The organism is Brasilonema angustatum (assembly GCF_059505445.1).
Genome location: NZ_JCACKO010000153.1, coordinates 1 through 26,421 on the forward strand (window position 1 = coordinate 1; position 26,421 = coordinate 26,421).

Here is a 26,421-nt window from a genome sequence, read left to right on the forward strand (position 1 = left end):
ACGTCCGGATCTAATAGAGAGGAGCGGGACATAATAGTCCCCTTCGACTCTACCAGGCTTCGCGAACGCGGGTTAAACAAGCGTATCTTGTGGAGGACATACATCTATAGACAAGGAATTTGTCCAAAAAGTGGGAAATGTGTAGACAGCTAACTGGAAATATTAATTTTTAAAGTATAAAAAAAAGACACCAGCTATAAAAGGTGGTAATCCGCTTCAGTTTTAGGTTGATAAGCTAATGTACTTTTAGTTTGGATAATTAGAACGAGCAAGATGCCTACTCCGTAAGAGCTTTACTTTTAGCTAATATACAAGTTAAATGTCCAACAGCTTACAAATGGGCTACTGTACCTACCACCTTATTCTCCAGACCTAAACTTGATTGAGAAATGCTGGTCTTAGTTAAAGAGTCGAATCCACAAAAAAAATGGAGTAGTTCGATTGTTTACGAAACGCCATTGAGACTGTCTTGCGTTCTGCGTCCTAACCGCCTTGGCAGTTGCTATAAAAGAATTTTTAAAAGTAGAAATAGCTACAATTACAATTGAGGCAGCACACTATATACAACAGTCATCACAGTTCTCTTATTCTTAATGTTAAGTTTTGTATAGTATTAATTCAAACTCTGTAATCTTGAAGGTTGTATTAATAATTTGATTGGCATATTTCACTTTTGGGGTATATAACAGACAGTGGCACTGTTCTGTCACCGGATATTTTATGTTAACTTTACACATTGTACAAGTAAAAACACTGTGGTTATAGCAAAATTTACCTGAGATTTATCTCGGTTCCAAAAACCGTATTATACTTAGGTACGAGTACTAAAGATAGCAGGGTTATTGTGGCAAGAAAAAGCAGTATTATCTCGGTTGCCATTAGACAAGGCTTACTTAAAGGTGATTTGCTTCATCTAGTCTTTACATTCTTTTTACTTGTTGTGTAAAGATGTCTGCTAATCTCAGTATAAGTTAGTAAATTTAACTGTAATTTGCGAGTTATCTGAGGTTTTTTCTATCTTGATAGAAGGGTGCTGCCGCTGAGTTTTCCCGCAAATCTTAAGGCTAAACTTTTGTACTTTTTATAACAAAAGCTATAAACCGTTTCAATGGACTTGTGGAAGACCCTGCATAAATTTAGCTCACACTAGCAAGAATTTAGCCTAAGTAAAAGCAAAATGAGCACAACTCCTCTAGGTAGCTACAAGTTTTTTCAGAAACTACATCCGCTATCTCTACTAGCACAATTAACAAGTCGGCGTGCTACAGGCTGCTTACAAGTATTTACAGAGTCGGCTTCTTGGTCAATCTATCTAGATGACGGTAAACTGGTTTATGCCTCTTCAGATAAAATGTTTGAACGGCTTGAAAATCTTTTGGGGCGTTTGAGGCAGCAAACACATACTCTCAACAGTGCATCTCTTATGCGAGTAAGACTGATATTTGACCAAAACAAAGATCATCAGTCAACACCACAACCAGATTATCAGGCTATTTGCTGGTTAGTTAACGAAGAATACATCACTCCTCCCCAAGCAGCAGTCCTAATAGATGAATTGGCAAGAGAAGTACTGGAGTCATTTCTAATAGTAAAACAAGGAAGCTATGAATTTAAGAGTGAAACTCTGTTAAATGAACTACCAAAGTTCTGTCGTTTGGACTTGCGATTACTTGTAGAAAATTGTCAAAAGCAGTTACGCCATCGCCAACAGACGCAATCAACCGTTGATAGGCAAGTTACCTCTAATTTCGTCTCTACCACTGAGGTTGCGGCAATGGGGCATCAAGTTAAGCTAGCGGAAGAATTGCCAAAACGGAATAATTTTGATACGTCTGATATTAACAACAAAGATTCTTACCAATCTCATGAGAAAAGTGCATACACAGTTGCCTGTATAGATGACAGTCCAACAGTATTAAATTCTATCAAGCACTTTTTGGATGAAAGTACATTCTCGGTTGTGATGATCAACGATCCTGTGAAAGCTTTGATGCAAATTCTCCGCAGCAAACCTGACTTAATTTTGCTAGATGTAGAGATGCCAAATTTAGATGGTTATGAGCTATGTTCTTTGTTGCGAAGGCATTCAGCTTTTAAGAATATCCCTATTATTATGGTGACTGGCAGAACAGGATTGATAGACAGAGCAAAGGCAAAAATGGTAAGAGCCTCAGGCTATTTGACGAAGCCTTTTTCTCAATCAGATTTGTTGAAAATGGTGTTTAAACATATTGATAATTGAGGTAAACATATTAAGAACAGTCACAAATTTTGAGAAACTCAATTTACTCATAAAGGAGATGTATAAGTGAGTCTAACTTTGCTTGGTACAATTTTGATAGTTGAAGATTCTCTCAGTGAATTGGAACTGATGAGCCATTATCTAGTAGAAAGTGGTTATAACGTTATTCAAGCTACTGGTGCAAAGGAAGCTTTAGAAAAAGCACAATCACAGAATCCAGATGTTATCGTCACCGATGTAGTTATGCCAGGTATGAGCGGCTTTGAGTTGTGTCGTTCTCTTAAGAGAAATCCGGTTACTCAAAAAGTTCCTATTGTCATTTGCAGTTCTAAAAATCAGGAGATTGACCGATTATGGGCAATGAGACAAGGCGCTGATGCCTATGTCACAAAGCCTTACACTCGGGAGCAGCTCCTACGAGCTATTAAATCAGTGGTCATATGAATCAAATGAATAGTTCCAAATTAGCACTCTCTTTAAAACAAAATCAAAATAGCTTGGGGGATGGCTATCTTAGATTTAGGCTAAATAGACATACATCTGCCACCCTACCCATGAGGCACACCCAAGAAGCGGTTGTTGTGCCACCTGAAACAATCTCATCGATGCCAAACATGCCTGCCTGTATCATAGGATTGATGAATTGGCGCAGTCGCATAGTTTGGGTGATTGATTTGCCAAGGATGTTCAATCTTGAATATTTAGATAATAGGCTTCGGCAGTATAATGTGATAATTATCAGGGTAGATTCAGTCCTTTTAGGCTTACTTGTACAAGAAATACAAGGTACAACTAAGTTTTTGCTTGATGAGATTCGCTCTCCTATGGGACAAGTTGCATCCAGTTTAACTCCCTATCTACGTGGTTGCGTTGTTCAACAAAAAGAAATGTTGCTTGTTTTAGATGCACAAGCAATTGTACAGTCTTCTATTCTCCGCTGTGATTAGGGTGTACTTCAAAGAAAACACAGATTTTTCGTATGTTCATTCACCACCTCAGGAGAATATCTTTATGTTTAATAAAACTGATGCAGCTAAGAAGAAGATTGATACTCAAAATGGAGCATCTGTTTCTTCATCGGAAGATTTCACAGATGAAAATAATTCTAGAAAACGATATAACGACGTAAACACTGAAATTCGTCGTAATCATCATACACAGTATCCTGCATCTTTCAGTTTGAAGCGGTTAAGTTTAGGTACCAAAGCGACACTAGTTGCGATCGCGATTGGTACGCTTCCAGTTTTAGCAATTGGAGCACTTGCTTATTTGGTAGCCAGTAATTCCTTAACCAATAAAATTGCTCAAATTCAACAAGCAGAAGCCAATAGTATGGCTGACAAAGTTAGCCGTTTCATGAGAGAACGGTATAACAATATTCAATTTATCTCTAGTCTACCAATATTTACAGATTATAATTTTAGCAATAGTTTTTCTCAAAAAGAAAAACAAGGATTGCTGGATAAGTTTGTAGATACTTACAAAGTCTATGACAGCATTGTTGTACTTAACTTAAACGGTGATGTTATTGCACAATCTCAGGGAGATTTAATTCCCAATCAAAGCAGTAGTCCAGACTTTCAAAAAGTACGTCAAAACAGAGTTTCTTACATCACTCAAACAGAAGTCACAAATAATACAAGTATTTTCAGCATTATTATCGTAGCACCTGTGAAACGTAGCACAGGAGAAATGGCGGCGATAGTCAGAGCTAGAATACCCGTGAAATCTCTAAATAATATTGTCAAAAATTATGCAGAATCTGGGCGTAAATACTATCTAACAGATGGTTCAGAAAAAATATTCTTGGCAACGGATAACAAAGATTTAACTAGAAGTGCGACAGCAATGTTTCCTAGCTTAGCACAATGGCAAGCACAAAAAAAAGACGATACTTTTATTAGTGTTAATCAAACCGATAACCAACAGCAACTTGTTAGTTACTCATCCAGAATGCAAGATGGATTGCCCAATTTGAACTGGCGATTTATTCTAGCAACAGATACAGCAACTGCATTTGAGCCTCAAAGACAATTATTACTAACAGTTGCTGTTGGGACAGGACTGACAGCATTAATTGTCGCCCTGATTGCCGTGTGGTTAGCCAAACGAACCACAGAACCTATAGCGAAAGCAACCGCAGCAGTGGCAAAACTTGGCTTAGGAGAACTTGATACCCGTTTGGAGGTGCAATCAGAAGACGAACTCGGCATTTTGAGTCATAACATCAACCAAATGGCGTCGCAACTCCAAGCGCTAATGAAAGACCAAGAACTCGACACGCAAAGGGCAAAGTTGCTTACAGATATTACGCTGCGTACTCGTAGAAGCCTGAAAGTTGAGGACATTTACAAAACAGCTGTCAGAGAAGTTCGGCAAGCAATGAAGACAGACAGGGTTATCATCTATAAATTTAACCTAGAAACCTTGGATGGAAATGTCGTCGCGGAATCAGTCACAGCTGGTTTACCAAAAATGTTAGGCGTGCAAATCGACGATCCGTGTTTTCGAGAACGTCATGCAGAAGGTTATAAAGATGGCCGAGTGCGGGCAATATCGAACATCTACCAAGATGCTAGTCTGAGCAATGCAGCTTGTTACACCAAAATGTTGGAGAAATTTGCAGTTAAGGCAAATTTGGTAGCACCAATTATTATCGCAGGGCAATTGGTAGGCTTGATGATTGCTCATCATTGCGACAGTCCTCGAAATTGGCAACAAACTGAGATAGATTTGTTTAGACAACTCGCCACTCAAGTTGGCTATGCTCTAGAGCAAGCCCAACTTCTTGAAGAGGTAGAAAAAGCACGGCAAATAGCAGAAAGAGTATCACAAGACGAACGCCAACAAAAAGAAACTCTGCAAACGCAACTTTTGGAACTCCTTAGTGAAGTAGAAGGTGCAGCCAGTGGTGACTTGACGGTGCGTGCTGAAGTAACGGCAGGAGAAATTGGCACAGTTGCTGACTTTTTCAACTCTATCGTTGAAAGTTTGCGCTTGATTGTCACTCAAGTTCAACAAACCGCTACCCAGGTGAATCAGGCGATCTGGACAAACTCTGGAGCAATCGGTGAACTGACAGAGGAAGCACTGATTCAAGCCCAAGAAATCAACCGCACACTCGATGCAGTTGATAACATGAGTCAATCAATTCAACAAGTCGCATATACCGCCGAGCAAGCAGCTTTCATTGCCAATAACGCCGCCCAAACTGCCAAAAAGAGCGGCATCGCAATGGATTTGACAGTACAAAACATCTTGTATTTGCGTGAAACAGTCGGCGAAACCGCCAAGAAAGTCAAGCGCCTAGGAGAATCAACCCAACAAATCTCGCGTGTCGTGGCATTAATTAATCAGATTTCCATGCAAACCAACTTGCTCGCCATCAACGCCGGAATCGAAGCAGCACGTGCAGGAGAAGAAGGTCAAGGTTTTGCTGTTGTGGCAGAGGAAGTCGGGGAATTAGCCGCCCGCAGTGCCGCCGCCACCACAGAAATTGAACAAATAGTCGAGAACATCCAACGCGAAACAACCGAAGTTGTACAGGCGATGGAGATGGGAACCACCACTGTTGTCGAAGGTACACGCATTGTCGAAGATGCCAAGCAAAATCTAGCTCAGATTTTGGAGATTTCACGTCAGATAGACGTTTTGCTACAGTCGATTTCGACTGCCACAGCATCGCAGGCACAAACTTCGCAAATAGTCAGCCAATTAATGAAAGATATTGCTGCTTGCTCACAACGCACGAGCGATTCTTCTATGAAGGTTTCCCAATCTTTACACGAAACTGTGGAGATTTCCCAGCAATTGCAAGCGACTGTTGGTACTTTCAAGGTGAATTAGTCATCAGTTTTTTGTCTAACTCTACCCAAAGACGCCCTACACAGGCAGCACCAGGGTGAGGCAGCGCTTTTTGGAAGGTAACCTGAAGATAGGCGACTGTCGTACATAGTGTAACAACTTGAGAACTGCCATAGCGTCCATGTCATTTTTATCTAACTGGTGATTAATGACTAATGAACGGCAGATGCTACAACGCAGGGAACCAGACGCTAGATGTCTAGTAGGTCGTGGAACCCTCATCAAGCACTGCCTCCCTTCGGGGAAGACCTTCTTCTCGGTCTCGCTGCGCTAACACCAGTCGCCTAGGTCGGGAAACCCCTTCGGGTTCGCCTTATGGCTAACGCCACGCCTTACGGCTATCGGGAACGCCCGTCGCCTGGCTGTCGGGAAAACGCCACATGCTAAGAAAGGGGGAAGCCGCCCTTCGGGTATCTAAGCCTGCGAAACCCGTCCAATGCAGTGGCTCCCCTCGCGCAGCACTGGTCTCACCTCCTGCATAGCGCTGGATTCACCGCAACGCACTGCCTCCTAATGACTCATGACTGATAGCAAATATTATGTCACAAGACAAAGAATTAGAAATCCAGATGCAGTTTCTGGAGGAAGCGACTGATTACCTGAATACCCTGGAAGGGGTATTGCTGGAACTCAATACCAACAGTCGTATCTCTCTAGAAAAAATGAATGCCGCACTTAGAGCTGCCCACTCAATCAAAGGTGGCGCAGGCATGATGGGATTTCGCGCCCTGAGTGATTTGGCTCACCGTTTGGAAGATTCCTTTAAAGTTTTAAAAACGAGAAAAAACTCTTTAGATATTAACACGGAGTTGCAAAGTTTATTGTTATCTGGAGTAGACTGGCTACGTCAGATAGTGGAATTCTTATCAGAAGGTAATGCGATAGAGGAGCAGTGGTTATCGACTTTCTGTTATCCAGTTTTTGAAGAACTGCATGCGCGTTTAGGTGATCCAACTCCAGAGGATGCAGCAACTATGCTGTCTCCAGAAGATGGGCAAGACATCATTCCTTTACTGTTTCAAACAGAAGTAGAAGGATGTTTGCAACGCTTAGAATGCGTGTTGGCAGATAGTGCACAACCCTGTTTAAAAGAAGAAGTTGCGATTATGGCAGCTGAGTTAGGTGGTTTGGGTGAAATGCTGCAATTACCAGCTTTTACTCAACTTTGTGAATCTGTGGCAAACCACTTAGAAGCAGCCCCTTCCTCTGAGATTGAAACAATTGCCCGTGTGGCATTGGAAGCATGGCGGCGATCGCAAGCGTTGGTGATGACAAATCAACTAGATAGCTTACCAACAGAAATTCAGCTAGAGGATTTGGCTTTTGAAGCTGCAGCATATACTCAAACAGAATTGCTACAAGTAGAAGTAGCACCCCTGCTAGATCCAGAAACAGAAGTTGCCGAAACAGACATTCTGCAACCAGAAGAAACACAAGAAACTTGGTTGGATCGTGAAATCATTGCAGCTGATTTTGAAGCTTTAGAGGCAGCTTTTGCTGATGAGAGTAACGCTCAAGTTGAAGTGCCACCAAATCCGGAACCAGTTGTTGCTCAAGAAATTCCCACAACAAATTACAAATTTGTTGAACCGAAAGCCGAACAAACTGTTGGTAACAACAATAAGAGTGAACCTCAGGAAAATACAGTTCGAGTTCCTAGCAAGCAACTTGAGCAAATTAATGATTTGTTCGGGGAACTGATTATTCAGCGCAACGGATTGAATCTACAACTTGAGAGGTTACGCAAACTGATTCGTAATTTGAATCAGCGAGTGCAAGTTCTCGGCAGGGAAAATCAGCAATTACGTACAGCTTATGACAGGATAGCAACTCAGAGTGTGCTGTCATCTAGTGTTCCATTCCTGGCATTGCCACCAACTCAAAACGTGGAGGATTTCATCGGATTTGACGATGAGAACCAGACACAACGCCGGTTTGATTCTCTAGAAATGGATAGCTATAACGAATTAAACCTGCTTTCTCAGGAAGTGATGGAAACCATCGTTCAAGTGCAAGAAGTCACAAGTGACATTCAACTTGGTCTTGACGATACAGATTTGTTTGCCCGCAAACTCACCAAAACATCCAAGCAGTTGCAAAGAAAGCTGACTCAAGTACGGATGCGTCCGCTATCTGATATTGTTGATCGCTTTCCCAGGGCTTTGCGCGACCTGTGTGTAGAGTACGGCAAAAACGTGCAACTGAAAATTGAGGGTGCTGGAGTGTTAATTGAACGTAACATCTTGGAGGCTTTAAATGAGCCTTTAATGCATATGTTGCGAAATGCCTTCGATCATGGTATCGAAGATCCACCAACACGTCGCGCCTGCGGTAAGTCAGAACAAGGATTAATTGAGATTAAAGGCGCGCATCAAGACAATCGCACAATCATTACTCTAAGAGATGATGGACGTGGGATTCCATTAGACAAAATCCGTACTCGTGCTATAGCTATGGGGTTAGAGCCTAGTCTCATAGCACAAGCTACTGATGAAGAACTGCTATCGCTCATTTTTGAGCCAGGATTTAGCACCTCTGACCAAGTCACAGCCTTGTCTGGTCGCGGTGTTGGTATGGATGTGGTTCGCAGTAACCTCAAACAAGTACGGGGGGATATCAAAGTTGATACGGTAGCAGGGAAGGGGACGACTTATACGATATCAGTGCCGTTTACACTGTCAGTCGCAAGAATCCTACTAATAGAAAGCAACCGAATGCTTTTAGCATTTCCCACAGATGTGGTTTCAGAAATATTCTTGCTGAATCATGAGCAAGTGTTCACAATGGCGAGCAGCGAAGTCCTTAATTGGCAAGGAACCATGTTACCCTTAGTTCGTCTCGGTCGGCATTTAGAGTTTAATTGCCCCCGCTACGACAACCCAAACCTAGAAACTCCCCCTGCAATTAACGCCTCTAGCATACTCATCGTCAACCAAGGTAATCAACCAGTGGCGGTGCAAGTAGATCGTTGTTGGGGTGAGCAAGAAGTTGCTATCCGTCAAGTTGAAGGAAATATACCTTTACCTAGTGGCTTTAACAACTGTACAATTCTGGGTGATGGTCGGGTAGTCCCACTGGTGAATGCCAGCGAGTTACTTTACTGGATTGTTACCAACAAACGCACGCCTAGAACAAATCAACTACCATCGCCAAGGTTAAAGACCGTTTTCCTGACGCCAGCCGATGACCAATCACTGCTGCCAATTAATCAAAAAGGTACGGTTTTAATTGTAGATGACTCAATTAATGTCCGGCGCTTCTTAGCCCTGACTCTAGAAAAAGGAGGGTATCAAGTAGAACAAGCTAAAGATGGTCAAGATGCGCTAGAAAAACTTCAGAGTGGTTTGAGAGTTCAGGCTGTTATTTGTGATATTGAAATGCCTCGTGTTGATGGTTATGGCTTTTTAGGTCGGATTAAATCAAATACTGACTTTAGAGATATACCAGTCGCTATGCTAACCTCTCGTAGTAGTGATAAACATCGTCAATTAGCAATGCAGTTAGGTGCTAGAGCTTACTTCTCCAAACCTTACAATGAGCAAGAATTACTGAAAACTTTGGATGAAATCATTTTTCCTCTAGCAGGAGCTTCTAACTAAAGCATCATGCTGAAAGTTATAAATTAATACCAAGTTGCAATTCCCAGGTAGCACCTGGGAATTGCGTAAGCGCAAATAGGACTGCTATATATTAATGTTAAAAATCTTTAGTATATTAAAAATAATTCACACTTAATCTATCAAACCATTACTGCTTTGTTCCCCAAAAAAGTACAAATTTTATCTATCTGTAGATTGATCATAGATGCTTAAATAGAAAAAATATTTCAGCCCACAGGACGATTCACCTTTGTAGTATTAAAAGTAGAAAAAAGATTAGGTTGAATCTTGACGAAATTGAAATGGTGGTCGCAACCAAGCTTTGAAACATAAAAGTACAGCTACTTTTTAACACTCTTGTTGGGCGAAATTAAAGCAGGCTTTTCTTTCAAAGTTAAGATTAGTTTGCAACCACTGCTCAAAACTTTTTCGGTAGATACCAAATCAGGTAAGCTATAGTGTATCCAAGATTCATGACAGGCAGCGTCTATAATGCTACCCTGCCAATCTCTCAAACTATGCGTGTATTTTGGATAACCATTACTTTGGAGGAGTTTCAATGAAGAATATTGGTTTTGGTTTATCTGTGTTGCGTCCAGTACGGTTTCTGATTGTTGTATTCACTTGTGCCTTGCTGATTTTCTCTAATGCGTTTCCTGCTGCTGCAATAGGTACCCAAAAGAGCAGTCCTGAAAAAGGTGAAACGCAGCTACTCGAAACTCAGAAAGAAACTGACAAAGCCACTGCAAAACCACCTCTTGGATTGGAAGAGACAACAAAAAAAGCAAACGAGGGACTGAACGAGATTCAGGGTTCGGCGGATGTTAATAAAATGAATCGTCCTGATAATTCCCCGGCTGCAACTTCGGCGGAAGATAAAGTTGAGGGTTTTTTGGAAAAAATCACAGGTAAGAAGTAAGCATAATTTCCTACTTTCCATACCTTTTCATTAAACCAAGGTGTAGTTTTTCAATTTGGGTGTAACAAATAATTGTTGCTCAATGTTCTCGGGTTTTGAGCAGTTAATTTTTGATTTCACCATTGGGTAGACATCTCGATTTGTAGATTGAGATGTCTATTTATATTTAGTTATAAAAAACAATCTTTCCTTAGATTGATGAGGGTACGAGTTTAATTTGTAAAGGTTAATGAAGAAGCGAGCTAAGGGACTTAAAGTTATGCGCAAGTTAAACATTGGTTTGACAGATGAACAGCGTCAAGGTGTAATTGATCTGTTGAACAAAGATTTGGCAGATGCCTATCTGCTGTTGGTAAAAACTAAAAAGTTCCACTGGGACGTGGTCGGACCTCAATTCCGCTCTCTTCATCAGCTTTGGGAAGAGCACTACCAAGTACTGACTGAAAATATCGATTCTGTAGCTGAGCGAGTGCGTGCTTTGGGTGGTTATCCTATTGGCACAATGGAAGGATTTCTCAAAGTTGCCAGTCTCAAGGAAGCAGGTGGTAACGTTCCCACAGCAACTGGTATGGTCACTCGATTGGTGGAAGACCATGAGCAGATTATTCGCAATTTGCGGGATCATATAGATCAGTCCAGTGAGAAATTCCATGACGAGGGAACTGCTGACTTCCTAACTGGATTGATGGAAGGGCATGAAGAGATGGCTTGGATGCTACGCTCATTTATTGAAGGGCAAGACCTACAGTCAGATGGTTCACAGGCGTTAGGACAAACAAAAACTCCTGTAGGTGTATAATCTGTGTTGGCGATACAGCATAAATTCAGTCAACAGTAAAGAGTTTTGCGGCGTATGGTGAGACAACCTGCCGCTTTGAAGGCAGATTGTCACCCAATCAAAGATACGCTCGCTCCCTCCCTCCCTCAGTAATAACTAATAGAGCTAAGGTGTGAATTTAAATTGGCAGATTGAGGTATGAGTAAATTTCTTGCATCTACCCCCTCAGTCTGTCAACTGGAAAAGCAAAAAGGAGTGTTCAAGTGGCAGAAGGATATAAGGCAGAGCGTACTATCTCAGCTATTTTTAAAGAGCAAAAGCAAGTTGATGACGTTATTCGGCGTTTATTAGACCGGGGTGTGTCCAGAGACCATATTTCGGTTATGGGCAGAAATTTTCAATCAGAAACCCGAATTGCTGGTTTTATTAGCAAAAGAGACGTCATACTGGGAGGTTTGAGAAGCGGAGCAATCTTTGGTTCCTTATTCGGTTCCTTCCTCAGCTTGCTCACAGGTGTAGGCGTACTGTTTATTCCCTTTGTCGGTCCAATTGTCGCAGCAGGTCCCATTGGTGCAGTGCTGTTAGGAGCTGCAAGTGGTGCGATCGCCGGAAGTGCAGGTGCAGGTTTAGTATCTGTTTTGACTACATTGGGAATGCCAGAAGACAAAGCAGCAGTTTACCAAACCCGCTTAGAGGCTGGTGAATTCTTACTGATGGCAGAAGTGCCAGGAGATCGCTCTGGAGAATACCAAATCCTGATTGAAAGTGCTGGTGGTGAAGAAGTCAACACAATTGAACAAGCGCTACCTCGTGCTTGTGCTGGTGGCTGCAACGGTCCAGAGGATTTATCTCCAGAAATTCGCTCTCATCTTTCTACTGAAGCGCAGCGTACATTCATTGAACGTTATAACACTGCAATAAAAGAGACAAATGATGAATCTAAGGCTGAACAAGCAGCCTGGGAAACTATTCATCAACAATATGATGAAGATGAAAATGGTGTCTGGTCAAAGGCAAAAACAACTGTTTAGCAAATAGTTATGAGTCATGAGTCATGAATAAAATATTCTAGACTTTTGACTCCTAAGTTTGACCTATTTTTCAAGGCAATTTATAACTAGTCACTCTTATTGTTAACTGACCTTGGCGCGGATCACGCTTAAAGATAAACGCTCCTTGTTCTTTTTCACCACTAGATAAAAAGTCAATCTGTATATCCCCCGTTTCTTTTACTTCGCCGTTAATTTCCAACTGGGCCATAATCTGAACAGATTCGGCTGTTTCTCCTCCAGTATTAACTACCTCGAAGGGAATATAAAATTGTCCATCAGCTTCCCGAATTGTCTTGTTACTAACACCAAGGACAGGAGGTTGATGTTTTTCGTTGAGCCAAGTATAGCCTACCAAACTCACAATGACTGCCAGGATCAATGAAGCAGCACCGAAAGTTATCCATTCTGCAAGTGTTCTTTTCGGTTGCTGTTGTTCTTTTTTGTGATCATTAGATTCATTTGCTTGACTCATACTGCTAACCGTCCTGCTGCACCTCCGATACTCGCAGGTAATCCCAGCAGCAAAGTATATTCCAGCCAAATTGTCCAGGGATCGCTAAAGGTCAGCTTTTGAAAGAACCACAGCATAAAAGCTGCTGCTAGTAGCGACACTAAGTATGCCATAATAGTTTCGCTAAATGGTGTTTGGAAAATTCCTTGTTGCTGCCTGCGCTTTTGCTGATCTGAAAAACCTGCCTGAAACACAACGCCATAGGAAATAAGTATAGATGTAGCAATAATTGCTAAAAGCCAGGGCGGTGTTACCGCTGCTGCTAGCATAGGAATTTCGTCTGTTGGCGCGATGTTAAATGCAATGACAGTTGCACCAATCAAGGTTGCACCTATATCGGCAAAGGTAGCGTGTAACTCATCAGGTTTCCTTCCGCTTTCGTCGCTTGCTTGATAACCCGTTCGCCCTTGCCCATCAGCATCACGAGTATCTCCTAATAACTGGTTTGCTAATGCCACGCCTAAGGTAAATGGTACACCTTCAAAGACGATTTTACCCAAAGCTTCCTTCATCGAAGTTTCAGGTGTTAGTTCTTGCATTAACAGCAGCATTAAGGCGGAGCAAACCAATCCAATTCCCATTGCTTCTATAGTATCTGTGAGTGATCCATAGGGTGGAGAGTTTCGTTTACTTCTACGAAAACCTTCTGTCCGGTTCAGCAAGAAAACTACCAGAAACATCAAGGCGATCGCCAACATGATCATTGATGGTTTTGCCAGTGATCCTATCCACCAAACCTCCATTGTGTAGAGCAAAGGGATACCAAATAGAAAGCCTCCACAAGCACCCCGAATAATATCATTAATATCGTTTTTCCAGACATTTTTCCGGCGCTTTCTTCCGATACTCATAGTTTGTTAGTCATAAATACTTGACTAAATACTTTTCTTTTTATGTAGATACTAATCTATCAGTAAGCTGTATAAACATCTCAGATTATATTTGCTCAACTGATTAACTATTTTTTTCTTAACAGTCTATATTTCTATCCTGAGTGTCCATAACTTATGAGGTGAAAACAATATCTCTAATTTTTTTATATACGTACTTACATTTAGAGTGTTGCATCTACCGTCAGATAGGATATTTGATGAATATATCTAAAATACTCTTTTGGTATGAGAGATTTAAAACAAAACTGCTTTTTATGTATACGCAATATCTTTCTTAAGATAGGTACACATCAAAGTTAAGTCTGATACTATATGAAGCATGCGCACATAATACCTAAAACTAGAGGTGTCATATGAGTACTGAAGATAAAAGTGCTGAAAACAGAATAGAAGCAACAGCGAAAAACATCGAAGGCAAAATTCAAGAGGTAATTGGTAATATAACAGGAGATCCAAAACAAAAAGCTGAGGGTAAAGCAAAGCAAGCAGAAGCTCAAGTTAGACACACTGCTGAAAACATCAAAGATGAACTGAAGAAAAATTTATAGAATAGTATATTCCTCTTGTCATCCAACTGGGTAACGTCGTTAATTAACTAAAGGTTTTACGAAGTAAAAAACTCCACTGTTTTTATTCGCAGTGGAGTTTTTTAGTAATTTTAAGCAAAAAACAAAAAAGGTTAGCCCTAAGAATTTGGCTCTAACCATTCTTTTTACTGTCATTGAATTAAACAGCACTGCGACGAGTAATTAAGCCCCAAATGAAGATAGCAACCATTGCTCCAATTACAGCAACAATTAAACCAGGAATACTTAAGGCGGCTGCGGTTAGTTGAAGGCTTCCAGTTTGTAAGAAGGTAACGAGACTGCCTCCAACAAAAGCTCCGATTATACCTAAGATCATTGTAGCGAGAATTCCACCACCTTGAGTACCAGGATAAATTGCCTTAGCAATTGCTCCTGCGATGAGACCAAGAATTACCCAAGCAATAATGTTCATAACTGTATTTTTCAAATTTCTAACTATACAACGTATCTTATCAATATAAAATTGACTAGATCTTCTATCCTAAGTCCAATAACTGTTCTGTCGTAAGAGATAACTGTGATAAATTCTAGTATGACTTGCCTTTTGTTAAGACACTACATCTATTTCTTAAAGAGCAGCCAATCTAATTGTAAAGTGTAGAGCAATACAATGTTTTTTGTTTCAAAGAGTTTTTGCTCAACTTGAGGAGTTGGATTGTTTAACGACTCAAGAAACTGTTCTGATGACTGATATGATGAAACAAAGCACGCACGTTAGAGGAAGTGCAAAGTAGACACTTAGACACTTGGAACTGTTGTTAATCATTCAATCTGTTCTGAGATTGTGACTGGGATGGGCAAAACTCTACAGTGCATTTCCTCTTGGAAGTAGGGTGCTGAGTGTGTGATTTAGATTGGGCTAATATGATAATTGACCGTTACATAAATCATACTCAGAATTAGTCTAAGCTTATCAAAGCTATGCAACAAAGTCTGAGTTTCGTTTACTTCCTGCAACAGGACTGGCAACATTGGCGTTAACCAGTCCACAGGCTAACGCTGTCTAACTGACAGCTATTAAAAAATTGCTTTTGAGGGGCTACTTACTATCCTCTGTCTGTGGAGCTTGCACTAAGCCCCAAAGAAGTGCGCTGCGCAAACGGCTGTGGCACGTTTATCAAACGCCAGTTGTTTGCTGGAAGGGTTATCCTCTGACGGCACGGTTATTAACCGTTAATGTGTTGACTATATTAGCATCTTTTAGCTATACCTACTCAAAATTGACTATCTTTTCGGTTACAGTTCCATACCCTAGATAATCCAAAGTCGCGTATGCTTTATGCTACAAGACCGGAACGTAAAGCTCGAACGGCAGCTTGGGTACGATCATCGGCACAAAGTTTATTTAGGATGTTGCGAACGTGGGTTTTAACGGTACCAACTGTGATGTATAGTCTCTCAGCAATCTGTCCGTTACTACATCCTGCTACTATTAACTCTAGAATCTCCAGTTCTCGTTGTGTGAGTGGATAAGTTTCCAAAACTTGCTCGTACTCTGATGGCAGCGCTTCGATTTTGACAGTTTTTGGCAGTTCAGATGGCTGATTTTCTGGAATACCTTGCCGCATTTGCTGCAACACCACGTTGGCGATCGCCGGATCAATCCAGGAGTTTCCTGTGTGAGTCGCTTGAATTGCTTCCGTCAACTTATCTATGCTTGTATCCTTCATATAATAAGAGTCAGCTCCAGCTGCAAAAGCAGCAAGTACTGCATCTTCTGAATGATCCATCGTTAAAACAAGGATTTTGGTTGCTGAATCACCCGTCTGTTTTTGGAACTCTCTAAATCTTCGGGTAAGTTCAATTCCATCAATATCGGGCAAACCAATATCCACAACAGCTACATCTGGCTTAGCTGTTTCCAAAAGTTTTAATCCTTTTGTTCCATTTGGTGCTTCACCTATAACTCTAAGTGTGCTGCTCGACTGTAATGCAGCCTTTAGCCCCATTCTAGTCAAGTCATGATCCTCAATTAAAACAATACTAATTTCACTCATAATTACACTCACTACTTTAGGGGACTGCATCTGTCGATATCTGACATTTTGCAGATTGTTTTTTTTATTTTCCAAAACCAAAGATAGATGATATTTTATCAAACTTGCATCCACCGATAGAAATAAGGAGTTTTCTCTCCTCTTGCTATTTTATACAGACAAATATCTTGTTTGGCATATATGGGTAATTTCTCAAAAATTTTCAAATATAGTCGGATAATTGTGCAAATTTCCACTAGTTCTCCTTGTGATAATGCATCCTCAATTGACTAGACGGATGAAATTTATGAACTTTAACTACAGTTTATATTTTTCCTCATCAGTAAGTTAGAGTTAGTTATTTGTTACCAGTCTAAAACGAATAAATAACAACAAATGATTTTTTTTCTAAAATCATTATTAAAGTTAGTTGACAAAATAAGCCTTTAATGAATATAAATTATCAGTATACTTAGTCAATAGGCACACTACCGCCTGTTGCACAAGCAAGTGCATCAATGGAAGCTCTTATCAACGGCTTGCTAGCATAATCCTGAGTTGGCAGCACCCAAATTCAATTGTCTGATGAGAAGGAGCTGCACACCATTGTGGCTCGTGAGTTCTAAAGCTGTGAGTTTTTTGTTAGTCATATGTAGTTCTGACTAATGGCTGAAGGCAGGTGTTTGAGTGTCAATTTATAATTGTACTGAAAAATGCTCGGTACGTTATTTGACTACGGCTTTGTTCTGATTTCCACATAAACAATTATTTTTATGTTTGCGAGTCGTGTTTCTTGTTGTGCTTACTGCAATGACAGACTTACAGGATATCTCAAAAGTATCATTTTGTCATAATCAAGTGGAGCAAAGTCAGACTATTACTGCCAAGAGTTGTTTGTTCTTCTGGCTTCTCTTGAAGTATGAGTAGCGACTCCTAGCGCTTAGAACTTTATCCGATGCAAACTTCTCTGAGAGTACCCTTTCGTCACAAAGTATGACATTTTAGACTTCAAAAGACATTTTCTTACAGGCAAATAAGTTGCAATTCATTTAAGTTGCACGTTTTCCATTAGGCTAACCTTTTGTGATTGATAGTTTGTCTTGACAGAATTAGCAAAAAAGAATGCAAATTAGATGAATTTCACCTAATTTGTCATCTGAAATTCCGGTGATTTATAGAAATCAGCTAGAGTGTGCGTAGAGCAGATTGTATGAGATTAAAGGATATGTTAAAAAAATGATTAACATACTACTTGTGGAGGATGACGAACTCGATGTTGTGAATATGGAACGAGTCTTCAAAAAAGTTAAGGTCACAAACCCACTTTTTGTTGCTACCAATAAAATCGAAATATTAGCAATAATGAGAAACTAGCAAAAATTTCTGTCAAGCGATCCTTAATTTTGCTAAATTTGAATATGCTTGAAATGCGAGGTGTAGACTTACTTCAACAATTACGTTGCCATCCTCTATGGAAAACAACTTCTGTGGTAGTTATGATAACTTAAAACCAGGATAAAGAGGCGTAGAGACTTCTAAGCTAAATATATCGCAGCTATATCCTCAAACCTTTTACTTTCAATTGCTTGATTAAACTTATGGCAACACTAAAAAAATATTGAATATCGTGCAATATGCCGTAATCTACCAATTTTTCCGGAATTTTAAGTTTGAGGCGAGTAATTAATCGTTGCTAGTTATCAAATGTTGATTATGTTACCATCCGACAGCAACCATAAAATATAAAATAATTTCAACGTTATACATCTGCTGCCAAGAAATAAGAAATCATAGAAAGAAAAACAATTTATTTAATGGCGATGGCTAAAAACAATGGAAGAAAAACTAAAGATTTTAATTATAGATGATGATGAAATAGACCGCATGGCAGTACGTTGTATCCTCAGCAAAACAGGCGTTGAAATGGAAGTGTCTGAGGTGGGCGACTTAAGAAGTGCGATCGCTCTTTTGAGTGATACTTTATATGATTGTGTCTTTCTCGACTATTGTTTACCAGACCAAGACGGTTTAAGTCTACTCCAAAACCTGCGTTTAAACAATATCGAAGTGCCTGTTATCGTTTTGACAAGTCATGAAGATGAACAGATAGCAGTTGAATTGATGAAAGCAGGTGCTGCTGATTGTATATCCAAGTCATCGAGGTTGTCGTCGGAAATTTTGCTAAAGCTTTTGCGGAATGCGATCCGCCTTCACCATGCAGAAATGCAAGTCGCCTTAGTTAATCAACAACTGCACCAAAGCAATGAACTCCTGATTCGTCAAAAGCAGGAACTGGAAGTACAGCGACAACATATAGAGTTACAAAACCTCAGGCTTATCGAAGCCTCACACCTCAAGTCGCAGTTTCTTGCAACAATATCTCATGAGTTACGGACTCCGATGAATGTGATCATTGGGTTTTCTCAGTTATTGTTACGTCCTAAGTTTGGTCAGTTAACACATCAGCAAAAAGATATGCTAGAGCGTATTCTCAGTAACGCTAAGCACTTGCTGATGCTGCTCAACCAAGTTATTGACTTTTCCAAACTAGAGAGAGGAAGGTTAGATTTCAAACCAGAAATATTTGATTTATCAAAGGTGGTGAATGCTACTGTGGAAGAGATACGTTCTCTAGCAGAGGAGAAAAATCTGTCTTTATTAATTCAAATGGACTTGCAAAACTCTCTGATGTTCAATGATCCAACACGCATACGGCAGATTTTAACCAACCTGCTTTCAAACGCTATCAAGTTTACAGAGTCTGGCAGTATAGCAGTTGAAGTGAAGGAACTACCAGAACTAAGAGTCGAGATTGCAGTTCATGATACTGGCATAGGTATTGCTTCTGCTGATTTACAAAAGATTTTTGAACCTTTTCGGCAAGTAGATCAAAGTATCACCCGCAAATATTCTGGAACAGGTGTGGGCTTGCCAATTATCAAAGCGTTGCTGCAAACGATGGGTGGTAACATCAGCGTGGAAAGTCAGTTGAATAATCATTCAGTCTTTCGGATTCAACTACCACGTCATATATCATCCTTAAGCCAAGAAGGTTCAGATCGAACATCAAACTTTACTCATGCTTCAGCCAGAAAACATTTTTGGAGACACCAAGCAATTCCTCGTTTTGCTCAAGAAGGTGCACACAGTAACAGTAGAGATAGTTAACGTTCTCCCCCAAACTTTAGTTTGGGGGATTGTTGGGCTGATCAGCCTATGTACAGATTTAGCTTGTTAAAATAAATAATTATGCTAGCAGAAGACAATTCTCAAGTCGAACATATACTTGCTGTTGATGATAATCCCGATAATCTCATCTTACTTGAAACAATTTTAGAGAGTGAAGGGTATAAGGTTGAGTTAATCTCCAATGGTATGGATGCTCTGGAGCAAATTGCCCAAGATCCACCCGACTTAATTTTATTAGATGTCATGATGCCAGAAATAGATGGCTATGAAGTGACACGCCGCATTCGTCAAAATCGAGAAATATCATATATTCCTATACTGCTAATCACAGCCTATCATGATGCGAGTGTTGTTGAAGGTTTGGATGCAGGAGCAGATGATTTTATTCGTAAACCATTCGATCATGAAGAATTGCTGGCAAGAGTACGATCAATGCTGCGCCTCAAGCACAGTATTGATGAACAACGAAAAATGGCACGACAACGAGAAGACTTTGTTTCACGTCTGACTCACGATTTGCGAACCCCGCTAGTAGCCGCAGATCGGATGCTTCATTTATTTCATGAAGAACTATTTTGTGCTATTTCGCCAGACATGAAAGAGGCGATATTCGCCATGATTCGCAGCAACCAGAACTTGTTGGAAATGGTGAACAACCTCCTAGAAGTCTACCGCTTTGAGGCAGGTAAAAAAAATCTTCAACTTGAAAGTTGCAATTTGCGGCAAATTGTAGAAGAAATTGTTCAAGAACTGACTCCTCTTGTGATTGAGAAGGGGTTAACTATCAATATAGACTCTAGCAACTTAGATCAAAAAGACGAAACAGCAGGTGTGCTTAAAGGCGATCGCTTAGAATTACGACGAGTCACAGCCAATCTAGTTGGAAATGCCATTAAATTTACAGATACAGGAAGTGTTAACATTCGCCTGTGTGAAACACCCGTCAAATCTGAAGGTAAAACTTGGGTGATCATTGAAGTCCAAGATACAGGATTCGGCATTGCTCCGGAAGATCAAGCTACAATCTTTGAGCGGTTTCGTCAAGGTAAAAATAAGCGTGCTGGCAGTGGCTTGGGATTGCATCTGTCGCAGCGTATCATTGAATCACATAAGGGAAGAATTGACGTTTTTTCTGAACTTGGTAAAGGCAGTGTATTTACTGTACGTTTACCTAAACAACCTTAAGTTGTTTTCATCTGTAAGTTCTTTATTCCCTGTGATCTGCAATTGCACTTTACGGGGATATATATTAGGCTTTACGCCTAGAGGTTCACAAAAGCTTATATAAACAGCGATGGTAAATACTGCATTTGGAAGGTGATTTTAGCAAATTTGACCAAATATAATGTTTTCAATAGTTCGGGATTCCCGAGTTTACTAGATTTGATAGTAAAGTTACACTACTATTGATAACTCAAAAAGTCAAGAGTGAATGTCGCTAGTCTGTCAACCCCAAATCTGAGTGACGCCTGAGAAATTAAGTAACTAATAGCTTATAACATCACTTTTTGACTTGTCGCTGGTGGTCTAAATCTCTAGGAAAAACAACAAGCACATGACTACACCAATACCTACTCGCGGTCAAGTAGAAAGAACTTTAGCACAACGTATTCAAGCCTTGTATCGTGACCAATTCGGTCATCAGCCTAGTAAAGTTACCTGTCAACTTTCGGATCACAATGTCGTAGTTATTATAGAGAATTCTATCACTAAACCAGAAAAATTGCTGCTTAAAACAGGTCATGAAGAATTAGCTGAAGAAGTTCGGTCAGACTTGGATGATGCAATTCAGCCACAACTCAAGGTATTAATTGAAGAAACTTTAAATGTTCCAGTGATAGAACTTTTAACTGATGCCACATTAGATACTGGTCGTACTGGCATTATTGCTATTTTGACAGATCAACCTACTATCCGCACTCCAACATCTGACTCTAACAAAGTTAGTACGACAACTTCATCTGATAGAAGTAACACTTCAAAATCCGCGTGATATGGTTAATCTTTAGATAGATTATAAGCTAAATCTGGATTCCACTCCTGACAAAGGTAATGGGCAACCAGAGCTTCTAAGTCTTCTATCATGTAGGGTTTACTGATGTAGTCGTTAAAACCTGCACTCAAAATGCGTTCTCTATCCTCTGTACTCGCTAATGCTGTCACCGCAATAACTACAATATGACTGGTTAGAGGTTCTTGTTTTAGAGAACGCACTATATCTATGCCACTAAGACCTGGTAATAAAATATCTAGCAGTATTAAGTCTGGTTGATACTCTTTTGCAACAAGTAATGTTGTTAAACCATCGTTTTGACTAATAAGCTTACAACCCAGGGATTCAAGGGTATAACTCAACAGCAGTAGGTTATCCTCATTATCTTCCACCGCTAATATTAAGGGTGGTTGAGAATTTTGCTTTTTTTGATGACTGAATAATTGTGCCTGCTTCATGTCTTCTCCAGAAGATTCATGTCAAACTCATAATCTGTCTTGAGAAAATAAACGAGGCACTCCGTAAGCGGTTAGGTAGCGCTCACATTAGACTGGCTCGCGTCTCAACTCTACCAAGTTGATTATCTTTGCTCACTCAATGAACTTTAAGGAAAGAATACCTCAAACAAAGAAGTGAGAATATACTTCCTCATTATAGGCAAAATGGACAAAAATGATAGCGAATAAAGTTATAAGCACTAAATATTTTTAACAATGATTTAATGTGAAATCCTTAAATATACATGTCTGCATGGCAGCCTGTGATACAAAGTTCACCAAACTGTTTGGTAAGTATTGGGTTATGAGCGTTTGGGTGTAGGTCGCAAACTATTACACCTCCAGACATCTTATTTTTCGTGTTGGTATAAAAATGAAAACTTTTTCTAGAGGCTTGACACATTTTGTAGTAAAAGTGTAACATACAAAGTATCAATAAACAAAAATAGAAAATTTATAAAGTAATTAGCCTAGTACGTTGGGCGCGGAAATAAAGTTAGCATACCCTTGGCGTGTGCGCAGCGTCTACAAGGAGGAGCAAAAAGCTTGTGATGTAAGCATGCGTGAATTCCGCCGTTGCGCACTAGTCGTTTCTCTGGGTACAGTTCCTTTTAAGTGATAAACGATGACTATAGCAACTTACACGTAAGTAGTTTATATTACGATAAAACTTTTGCCAAATCTCCCATATCAGGAGATGACAACTCCACCACTGCAGGACAACTGACAATATGGACTTTGAATACTATAGAAATGACGAAGGCGCTCCTGCTAATAGTAACCGTCAAAGTTTACTAGCAAGTGGCTGGCGACCCTTCCATAGAGAGTTGGACTGGGAGTTTGTATGGCAACTGTTGTGTCACGACAGGCAAGAATTTACGCAAAAAAGTTTTAATTTGGCAAGTAACTTCGCTGAGATATTGGGACGGAATAATTATACTTGGTGGGCTAACTTATTGAGTGTTGTCTCTGATAATACTCGTTATGAAGTAGAAAAATATTGGAATTACATCACACCCGATCCTCTATCACCAGACTATCGTTACAAAGATATTTTAAGTACGGAAACGCCTATCCTCCAATTTGTCAGCCGCAATAGCATTCCAATCGATTATGTTCTGAATCGTCTTCAAGAAATTACTGTATTGCGTGTTTTAGATGTGTTGGGATGTCCTGACATCATCACACAATATTATTTGGAACGAGATTTTTATTTTCCAGTTGAAAAATTTGTCAACTGGGAGCGTTTGGACGTTCTTAACACCGTTTATGCTTATTGGTCAAAAAATGACGTTTGGCTACAAATAAACTCTTTTGACAGGGGACGACGACAGTATACTTTATTAGGAAAAAATCTCGCGCCACTCATTAACAAAGCGACACATGATTTAGCAATTATGTTGAGTGGATATCAAACTCGTGTGGGTAAAGTTTACAGTCAATTTCCCATTCGGAGTTTTCCGGTCGATCTTCAAAACTTTACTGATTTAGTGCAGCAGGCAATTCTGAATCAGAAGCAGTTAGCAGTTTTGGTACATGGAGAACCAGGTACGGGTAAAACCGCCTGGACACAAGCAGTTGCTAAAGAGATTTTGGTGCCTTTGGGTTATGTGATTTTTATTTTGGATCATGATGCGATCGCCAACTTTGTCCCACCAACATATCTAGAAAGAATTTGCATCATTATTAACGAGGCAGATAACTTAGCACAAAACCGCGCGAGTGAAGTAGCGCAGTACAGTAACAAAACCGAACATATATTGAGTTTACTAGACGGCACGCTGTACCAAAGTGTGATTGATGATTCTGGTATTCATATACAGCAGCAGTTAGTTGTTTTGATGACTTGTAACACCACAGAAAGATTAGATCCAGCAATGTTACGTAAGGGAAGAGTGGATTTGATGTGTGAGTTTACGCAACGATTTGTTTAAAAGCTCGGTTTTTCTAATTAGTTTATGAGCAGCGTAACTGGCGAAGTAAATTCTCATGTGTGACGACATGACAGCAATATCTAAGATGAAAGTTAATCGATTTGAGGATGCAAATCAATTTTACGAGCGGGTGAAAGACTACTTGCTGAGTCACGAAGCATTGCATATCTTGTTACTAAGAATTTGCAACACCTTGATTCATCATCCACAACGGTATGATTGCCAACCCTACTTGGCGACTGTAGAAATGGATGGAAATCTTGTTTCAGTAGCAATGAGAACACCACCTCGTAGGTTGCTCTTATCAAAGGTAGAAAAGTTTGCAGCAGTGGAGGCGATCTGCGCGGAGCGCAGCAGCGAAGCTATCGCCCAAGATTTGCACTCTCATCAGGAGCAGTTACCAGGTGTTAGTGGTTTGGCTACGGAAGCTTTTGCCTTTGCTCAAGCTTGGCAAAGTGTTACAAATCAGTCCTACAAACTGGATAAGCAATTGAGAATTCATCAACTCGACAAAGTGCAGCCAATTTCTAGATCGGGTGGATACTTGCGCCTGGGGACTGAGGATGAGTACCTCCTATTACTAGACTGGTATAAAGCATTTGCAATAGAAGCCTTTGGATCTCTTCAAGGAGATGAAGAACGCAGTCTAGAACATTACCTGAGCCAGAAAACTCTGTATATTTGGCAGGATGAAGTATCCGTATCAATGGTTTGTGGTAAAGTTTCAACTCCTAATGGTGGTTGGATAGGACCTGTGTATACTCCAAAGAATTACCGAAGAAAGGGTTATGCCACTTCTTGTGTGGCGGCTTTGAGTCAAACCCTTCTGGATCAGGGATGTCGATACTGCTTTTTATTCACAGACTCAGCAAACCCAACTTCAAACCACATTTACAAAACCATCGGCTACCAAAGAGTGGCAGATTGGAACGATTACTCTTTCACCGAAAACAAAGCCGTCAATGTCACAGCATAATTCTGTCACCATCACTGATGTAGAAGCCGCCGCCAAGCGTTTAGCTGGTATTGCCCATCGCACCCCAGTTCTTACCTCCAGAACTGTGAATAATCGCACCAACGCTCAGGTGTTTTTCAAGTGCGAGAACTTTCAACGTACAGGATCTTTCAAATTTAGAGGTGCATACAATGCACTGTCACAGTTGTCTGAACAAGAGAAGCAAAAAGGCGTTTTGACTTTTTCTTCTGGAAATCATGCTCAAGCAACAGCACTTGCTGGACAACTGCTCAACATTCCCACTACTATTGCGATGCCTGATGATGCTCCAGCCGTCAAGTTATCTGCGACTCGTGGATATGGCGGTGAGGTGGTTTTGTATAATCGCAAGCAAACCAACAGAGAAGAATTAGCCCAAACACTATTAACCGAGCGAGGAGGTGTGATGATTCCTCCTTACGACCATCCTCACATTGTGGCAGGACAAGGTACAGCTGCTAAAGAACTTATTCAAGAAGTTGGTGAACTGGACTTGCTGCTCGTTTGTTGCGGTGGTGGTGGATTACTTTCTGGTTCCGCCATTACAACCAAAGCCGTATTACCCAACTGTCGGGTGATAGGAGTAGAACCAGAACTTGCTGACGATGCGACACGTTCTTTTCACACCAAAACCCTACAAACTGTTCATAATCCAGAAACCATTGCTGATGGTGCTCGTACCCCTTATTTAGGTAAAATAACTTTCCCACTGGTGCTGCATTATGTCGATGATATGGTCACGGTATCAGAAGAAGCGATTCTACGCACCATGTTCTTTTTGTGGGAACGCCTCAAAATTGTTATTGAACCGACTGGGGTGTTAGCCGCAGCGGCTTTGTTGGAAGGAGTGGTGAAAGTACAGGGGGCTAGGGTTGGTGTAATTATTAGCGGTGGAAATGTGGATTTGGCGAAAGTCGGTCAATTGTTTATCAACTAGGGGTGTAAGGGGGTGTTAGCGCAGCGAGCCGTAGGCTGGGTGTAAGGGGTAGGGGATGTAATTAGTGGGTGCACCGAACTAAGGGTGTAAAAGGATATGCCCGAAGGGCATTGTACCCCAGAGTTTAGGGGGTATGGTGCACATAATCCCTTGTTATCCCTTAAACCCCTACACCCTACACCCTTACACCCTTAGCTTTGATCAACTAATTATTCAATAATATGGAAGTAATAAGCAGCTACAAGGAAATTGATAGCCAGTAGGAACACTGCCCAACCTACACGAAAGGTATAAGGAGCTTTAGCTCCACTTTTAGCAATGTCTTCGCCTACTTTAGCAGCAGTAGCATTAGCAGCAGCTGTCTTAGCATCAGCAGTCATTGTGTTCTCTCCTATTTAAAGACTTCTTAACAAATACCAAAGAGCTGTCATATATTGCCAGATTCTTCAAGAATAT

General features: G+C 40.5%; 21 protein-coding genes and 1 pseudogene. 16 read left to right on the plus strand and 6 right to left on the minus strand.

Annotated elements, in window-relative coordinates; translation table 11 throughout:
• Window positions 1–342 precede the first annotated feature (342 nt).
• The 9 genes and pseudogenes from AC5JM2_RS33225 to AC5JM2_RS33265 all read left to right on the plus strand — a co-directional run.
• A pseudogene (locus AC5JM2_RS33225) lies at window positions 343–487 on the plus strand (transposase); the annotation flags it as partial.
• Window positions 488–1,177: 690 nt separating this feature from the next.
• Window positions 1,178–2,242 carry a response regulator gene (locus tag AC5JM2_RS33230; RefSeq protein WP_495840040.1) on the plus strand — a complete coding sequence of 355 codons (1,065 nt, stop codon included), beginning with the start codon at window positions 1,178–1,180 and terminating at the stop codon, window positions 2,240–2,242.
• A gap of 66 nt (window positions 2,243–2,308) precedes the next feature.
• A complete protein-coding gene (locus tag AC5JM2_RS33235; RefSeq protein WP_495840041.1) occupies window positions 2,309–2,686 on the plus strand; it encodes a response regulator in 378 nt (125 codons plus the stop codon).
• 5 nt (window positions 2,687–2,691) lie between these two features.
• A complete protein-coding gene (locus AC5JM2_RS33240) occupies window positions 2,692–3,189 on the plus strand; it encodes a chemotaxis protein CheW (RefSeq protein ID WP_495840210.1) in 498 nt (165 codons plus the stop codon).
• Between the two features lie 64 nt (window positions 3,190–3,253).
• Window positions 3,254–6,088: a methyl-accepting chemotaxis protein gene (locus tag AC5JM2_RS33245; protein ID WP_495840043.1), complete on the plus strand. Its 2,835-nt coding sequence runs from the start codon at window positions 3,254–3,256 to the stop codon at window positions 6,086–6,088.
• Window positions 6,089–6,645: 557 nt separating this feature from the next.
• Complete coding sequence (locus tag AC5JM2_RS33250; RefSeq protein ID WP_495840045.1) at window positions 6,646–9,705, plus strand: hybrid sensor histidine kinase/response regulator; 3,060 nt, start codon at window positions 6,646–6,648, stop codon at window positions 9,703–9,705.
• Between the two features lie 559 nt (window positions 9,706–10,264).
• Window positions 10,265–10,624 (plus strand): hypothetical protein, encoded by a 360-nt coding sequence (locus AC5JM2_RS33255; protein ID WP_495840047.1) that lies wholly within the window; start codon window positions 10,265–10,267, stop codon window positions 10,622–10,624.
• Between the two features lie 259 nt (window positions 10,625–10,883).
• Window positions 10,884–11,423 (plus strand): Dps family protein, encoded by a 540-nt coding sequence (locus AC5JM2_RS33260; RefSeq protein WP_495840049.1) that lies wholly within the window; start codon window positions 10,884–10,886, stop codon window positions 11,421–11,423.
• A gap of 242 nt (window positions 11,424–11,665) precedes the next feature.
• On the plus strand, window positions 11,666–12,433 hold the full coding sequence (locus tag AC5JM2_RS33265; RefSeq protein ID WP_495840050.1) for a ChaB family protein: 768 nt from the start codon (window positions 11,666–11,668) through the stop codon (window positions 12,431–12,433).
• Window positions 12,434–12,503: 70 nt separating this feature from the next.
• Here the strand turns inward: AC5JM2_RS33265 and AC5JM2_RS33270 are convergent, their stop codons facing one another.
• Window positions 12,504–12,926 carry a TIGR02588 family protein gene (locus AC5JM2_RS33270; protein ID WP_495840052.1) on the minus strand — a complete coding sequence of 141 codons (423 nt, stop codon included), beginning with the start codon at window positions 12,924–12,926 and terminating at the stop codon, window positions 12,504–12,506.
• Window positions 12,923–13,816, minus strand: a complete 894-nt coding sequence (locus tag AC5JM2_RS33275) for a TIGR02587 family membrane protein (RefSeq protein ID WP_495840053.1) — start codon at window positions 13,814–13,816, stop codon at window positions 12,923–12,925. The genes AC5JM2_RS33270 and AC5JM2_RS33275 overlap by 4 nt, the downstream gene beginning before the upstream one ends.
• 395 nt (window positions 13,817–14,211) lie before the next feature.
• On the opposite strand from AC5JM2_RS33275, the gene AC5JM2_RS33280 reads away from it, so the two are divergent.
• On the plus strand, window positions 14,212–14,406 hold the full coding sequence (locus tag AC5JM2_RS33280; RefSeq protein WP_495840054.1) for a CsbD family protein: 195 nt from the start codon (window positions 14,212–14,214) through the stop codon (window positions 14,404–14,406).
• A 178-nt stretch (window positions 14,407–14,584) separates the two neighbouring features.
• Here AC5JM2_RS33280 and AC5JM2_RS33285 read toward each other — a convergent pair whose 3' ends face one another.
• Both AC5JM2_RS33285 and AC5JM2_RS33290 read right to left on the minus strand, forming a co-directional pair.
• Window positions 14,585–14,857 (minus strand): GlsB/YeaQ/YmgE family stress response membrane protein, encoded by a 273-nt coding sequence (locus AC5JM2_RS33285; protein ID WP_495840056.1) that lies wholly within the window; start codon window positions 14,855–14,857, stop codon window positions 14,585–14,587.
• A gap of 865 nt (window positions 14,858–15,722) precedes the next feature.
• Window positions 15,723–16,442: a response regulator gene (locus AC5JM2_RS33290; RefSeq protein WP_495840058.1), complete on the minus strand. Its 720-nt coding sequence runs from the start codon at window positions 16,440–16,442 to the stop codon at window positions 15,723–15,725.
• Between the two features lie 1,812 nt (window positions 16,443–18,254).
• Here AC5JM2_RS33290 and AC5JM2_RS33295 point away from each other — a divergent pair.
• From AC5JM2_RS33295 to AC5JM2_RS33305, 3 genes are all read left to right on the plus strand, one after another.
• Window positions 18,255–19,589 (plus strand): ATP-binding response regulator, encoded by a 1,335-nt coding sequence (locus AC5JM2_RS33295; RefSeq protein WP_495840060.1) that lies wholly within the window; start codon window positions 18,255–18,257, stop codon window positions 19,587–19,589.
• 81 nt (window positions 19,590–19,670) lie between these two features.
• The gene (locus tag AC5JM2_RS33300) at window positions 19,671–20,795 is read left to right on the plus strand and encodes a hybrid sensor histidine kinase/response regulator (RefSeq protein ID WP_495840062.1); all 1,125 of its coding nucleotides are present in this window, start codon (window positions 19,671–19,673) and stop codon (window positions 20,793–20,795) included.
• Between the two features lie 370 nt (window positions 20,796–21,165).
• Complete coding sequence (locus AC5JM2_RS33305; RefSeq protein ID WP_495840064.1) at window positions 21,166–21,603, plus strand: Na-translocating system protein MpsC family protein; 438 nt, start codon at window positions 21,166–21,168, stop codon at window positions 21,601–21,603.
• A gap of 5 nt (window positions 21,604–21,608) precedes the next feature.
• Here AC5JM2_RS33305 and AC5JM2_RS33310 read toward each other — a convergent pair whose 3' ends face one another.
• A complete protein-coding gene (locus AC5JM2_RS33310) occupies window positions 21,609–22,061 on the minus strand; it encodes a response regulator (protein WP_495840066.1) in 453 nt (150 codons plus the stop codon).
• Window positions 22,062–22,831: 770 nt separating this feature from the next.
• Between AC5JM2_RS33310 and AC5JM2_RS33315 the strand changes: the two genes are divergently transcribed.
• From AC5JM2_RS33315 to AC5JM2_RS33325, 3 genes are all read left to right on the plus strand, one after another.
• Window positions 22,832–24,034 carry an AAA family ATPase gene (locus AC5JM2_RS33315; protein ID WP_495840068.1) on the plus strand — a complete coding sequence of 401 codons (1,203 nt, stop codon included), beginning with the start codon at window positions 22,832–22,834 and terminating at the stop codon, window positions 24,032–24,034.
• 67 nt (window positions 24,035–24,101) lie between these two features.
• Window positions 24,102–25,010: a GNAT family N-acetyltransferase gene (locus AC5JM2_RS33320; RefSeq protein WP_495840070.1), complete on the plus strand. Its 909-nt coding sequence runs from the start codon at window positions 24,102–24,104 to the stop codon at window positions 25,008–25,010.
• Window positions 24,997–25,965, plus strand: a complete 969-nt coding sequence (locus tag AC5JM2_RS33325; RefSeq protein ID WP_495840071.1) for a threo-3-hydroxy-L-aspartate ammonia-lyase — start codon at window positions 24,997–24,999, stop codon at window positions 25,963–25,965. The genes AC5JM2_RS33320 and AC5JM2_RS33325 overlap by 14 nt, the downstream gene beginning before the upstream one ends.
• Before the next feature lie 209 nt (window positions 25,966–26,174).
• On the opposite strand, the gene AC5JM2_RS33330 is transcribed toward AC5JM2_RS33325, so the two are convergent.
• Complete coding sequence (locus AC5JM2_RS33330) at window positions 26,175–26,285, minus strand: photosystem I protein PsaX (protein ID WP_495840212.1); 111 nt, start codon at window positions 26,283–26,285, stop codon at window positions 26,175–26,177.
• Between the last annotated feature and the right edge of the window lie 136 nt (window positions 26,286–26,421).

Excerpts from the sequence above, each read along its gene's own strand:
- AC5JM2_RS33270 (WP_495840052.1), bottom strand. The coding sequence starts at position 12,926 with ATGAGTCAAGCAAATGAATCTAATGATCACAAAAAAGAACAACAGCAA.
- AC5JM2_RS33230 (WP_495840040.1), top strand. The coding sequence starts at position 1,178 with ATGAGCACAACTCCTCTAGGTAGCTACAAGTTTTTTCAGAAACTACAT.
- AC5JM2_RS33290 (WP_495840058.1), bottom strand. The coding sequence starts at position 16,442 with ATGAGTGAAATTAGTATTGTTTTAATTGAGGATCATGACTTGACTAGA.
- AC5JM2_RS33300 (WP_495840062.1), top strand. The coding sequence starts at position 19,671 with ATGCTAGCAGAAGACAATTCTCAAGTCGAACATATACTTGCTGTTGAT.
- AC5JM2_RS33320 (WP_495840070.1), top strand. The coding sequence starts at position 24,102 with ATGACAGCAATATCTAAGATGAAAGTTAATCGATTTGAGGATGCAAAT.
- AC5JM2_RS33260 (WP_495840049.1), top strand. The coding sequence starts at position 10,884 with ATGCGCAAGTTAAACATTGGTTTGACAGATGAACAGCGTCAAGGTGTA.
- AC5JM2_RS33275 (WP_495840053.1), bottom strand. The coding sequence starts at position 13,816 with ATGAGTATCGGAAGAAAGCGCCGGAAAAATGTCTGGAAAAACGATATT.
- AC5JM2_RS33285 (WP_495840056.1), bottom strand. The coding sequence starts at position 14,857 with ATGAACATTATTGCTTGGGTAATTCTTGGTCTCATCGCAGGAGCAATT.
- AC5JM2_RS33245 (WP_495840043.1), top strand. The coding sequence starts at position 3,254 with ATGTTTAATAAAACTGATGCAGCTAAGAAGAAGATTGATACTCAAAAT.
- AC5JM2_RS33310 (WP_495840066.1), bottom strand. The coding sequence starts at position 22,061 with ATGAAGCAGGCACAATTATTCAGTCATCAAAAAAAGCAAAATTCTCAA.
- AC5JM2_RS33255 (WP_495840047.1), top strand. The coding sequence starts at position 10,265 with ATGAAGAATATTGGTTTTGGTTTATCTGTGTTGCGTCCAGTACGGTTT.
- AC5JM2_RS33325 (WP_495840071.1), top strand. The coding sequence starts at position 24,997 with ATGTCACAGCATAATTCTGTCACCATCACTGATGTAGAAGCCGCCGCC.
- AC5JM2_RS33280 (WP_495840054.1), top strand. The coding sequence starts at position 14,212 with ATGAGTACTGAAGATAAAAGTGCTGAAAACAGAATAGAAGCAACAGCG.
- AC5JM2_RS33250 (WP_495840045.1), top strand. The coding sequence starts at position 6,646 with ATGTCACAAGACAAAGAATTAGAAATCCAGATGCAGTTTCTGGAGGAA.
- AC5JM2_RS33240 (WP_495840210.1), top strand. The coding sequence starts at position 2,692 with ATGAATAGTTCCAAATTAGCACTCTCTTTAAAACAAAATCAAAATAGC.
- AC5JM2_RS33295 (WP_495840060.1), top strand. The coding sequence starts at position 18,255 with ATGGAAGAAAAACTAAAGATTTTAATTATAGATGATGATGAAATAGAC.
- AC5JM2_RS33315 (WP_495840068.1), top strand. The coding sequence starts at position 22,832 with ATGGACTTTGAATACTATAGAAATGACGAAGGCGCTCCTGCTAATAGT.
- AC5JM2_RS33305 (WP_495840064.1), top strand. The coding sequence starts at position 21,166 with ATGACTACACCAATACCTACTCGCGGTCAAGTAGAAAGAACTTTAGCA.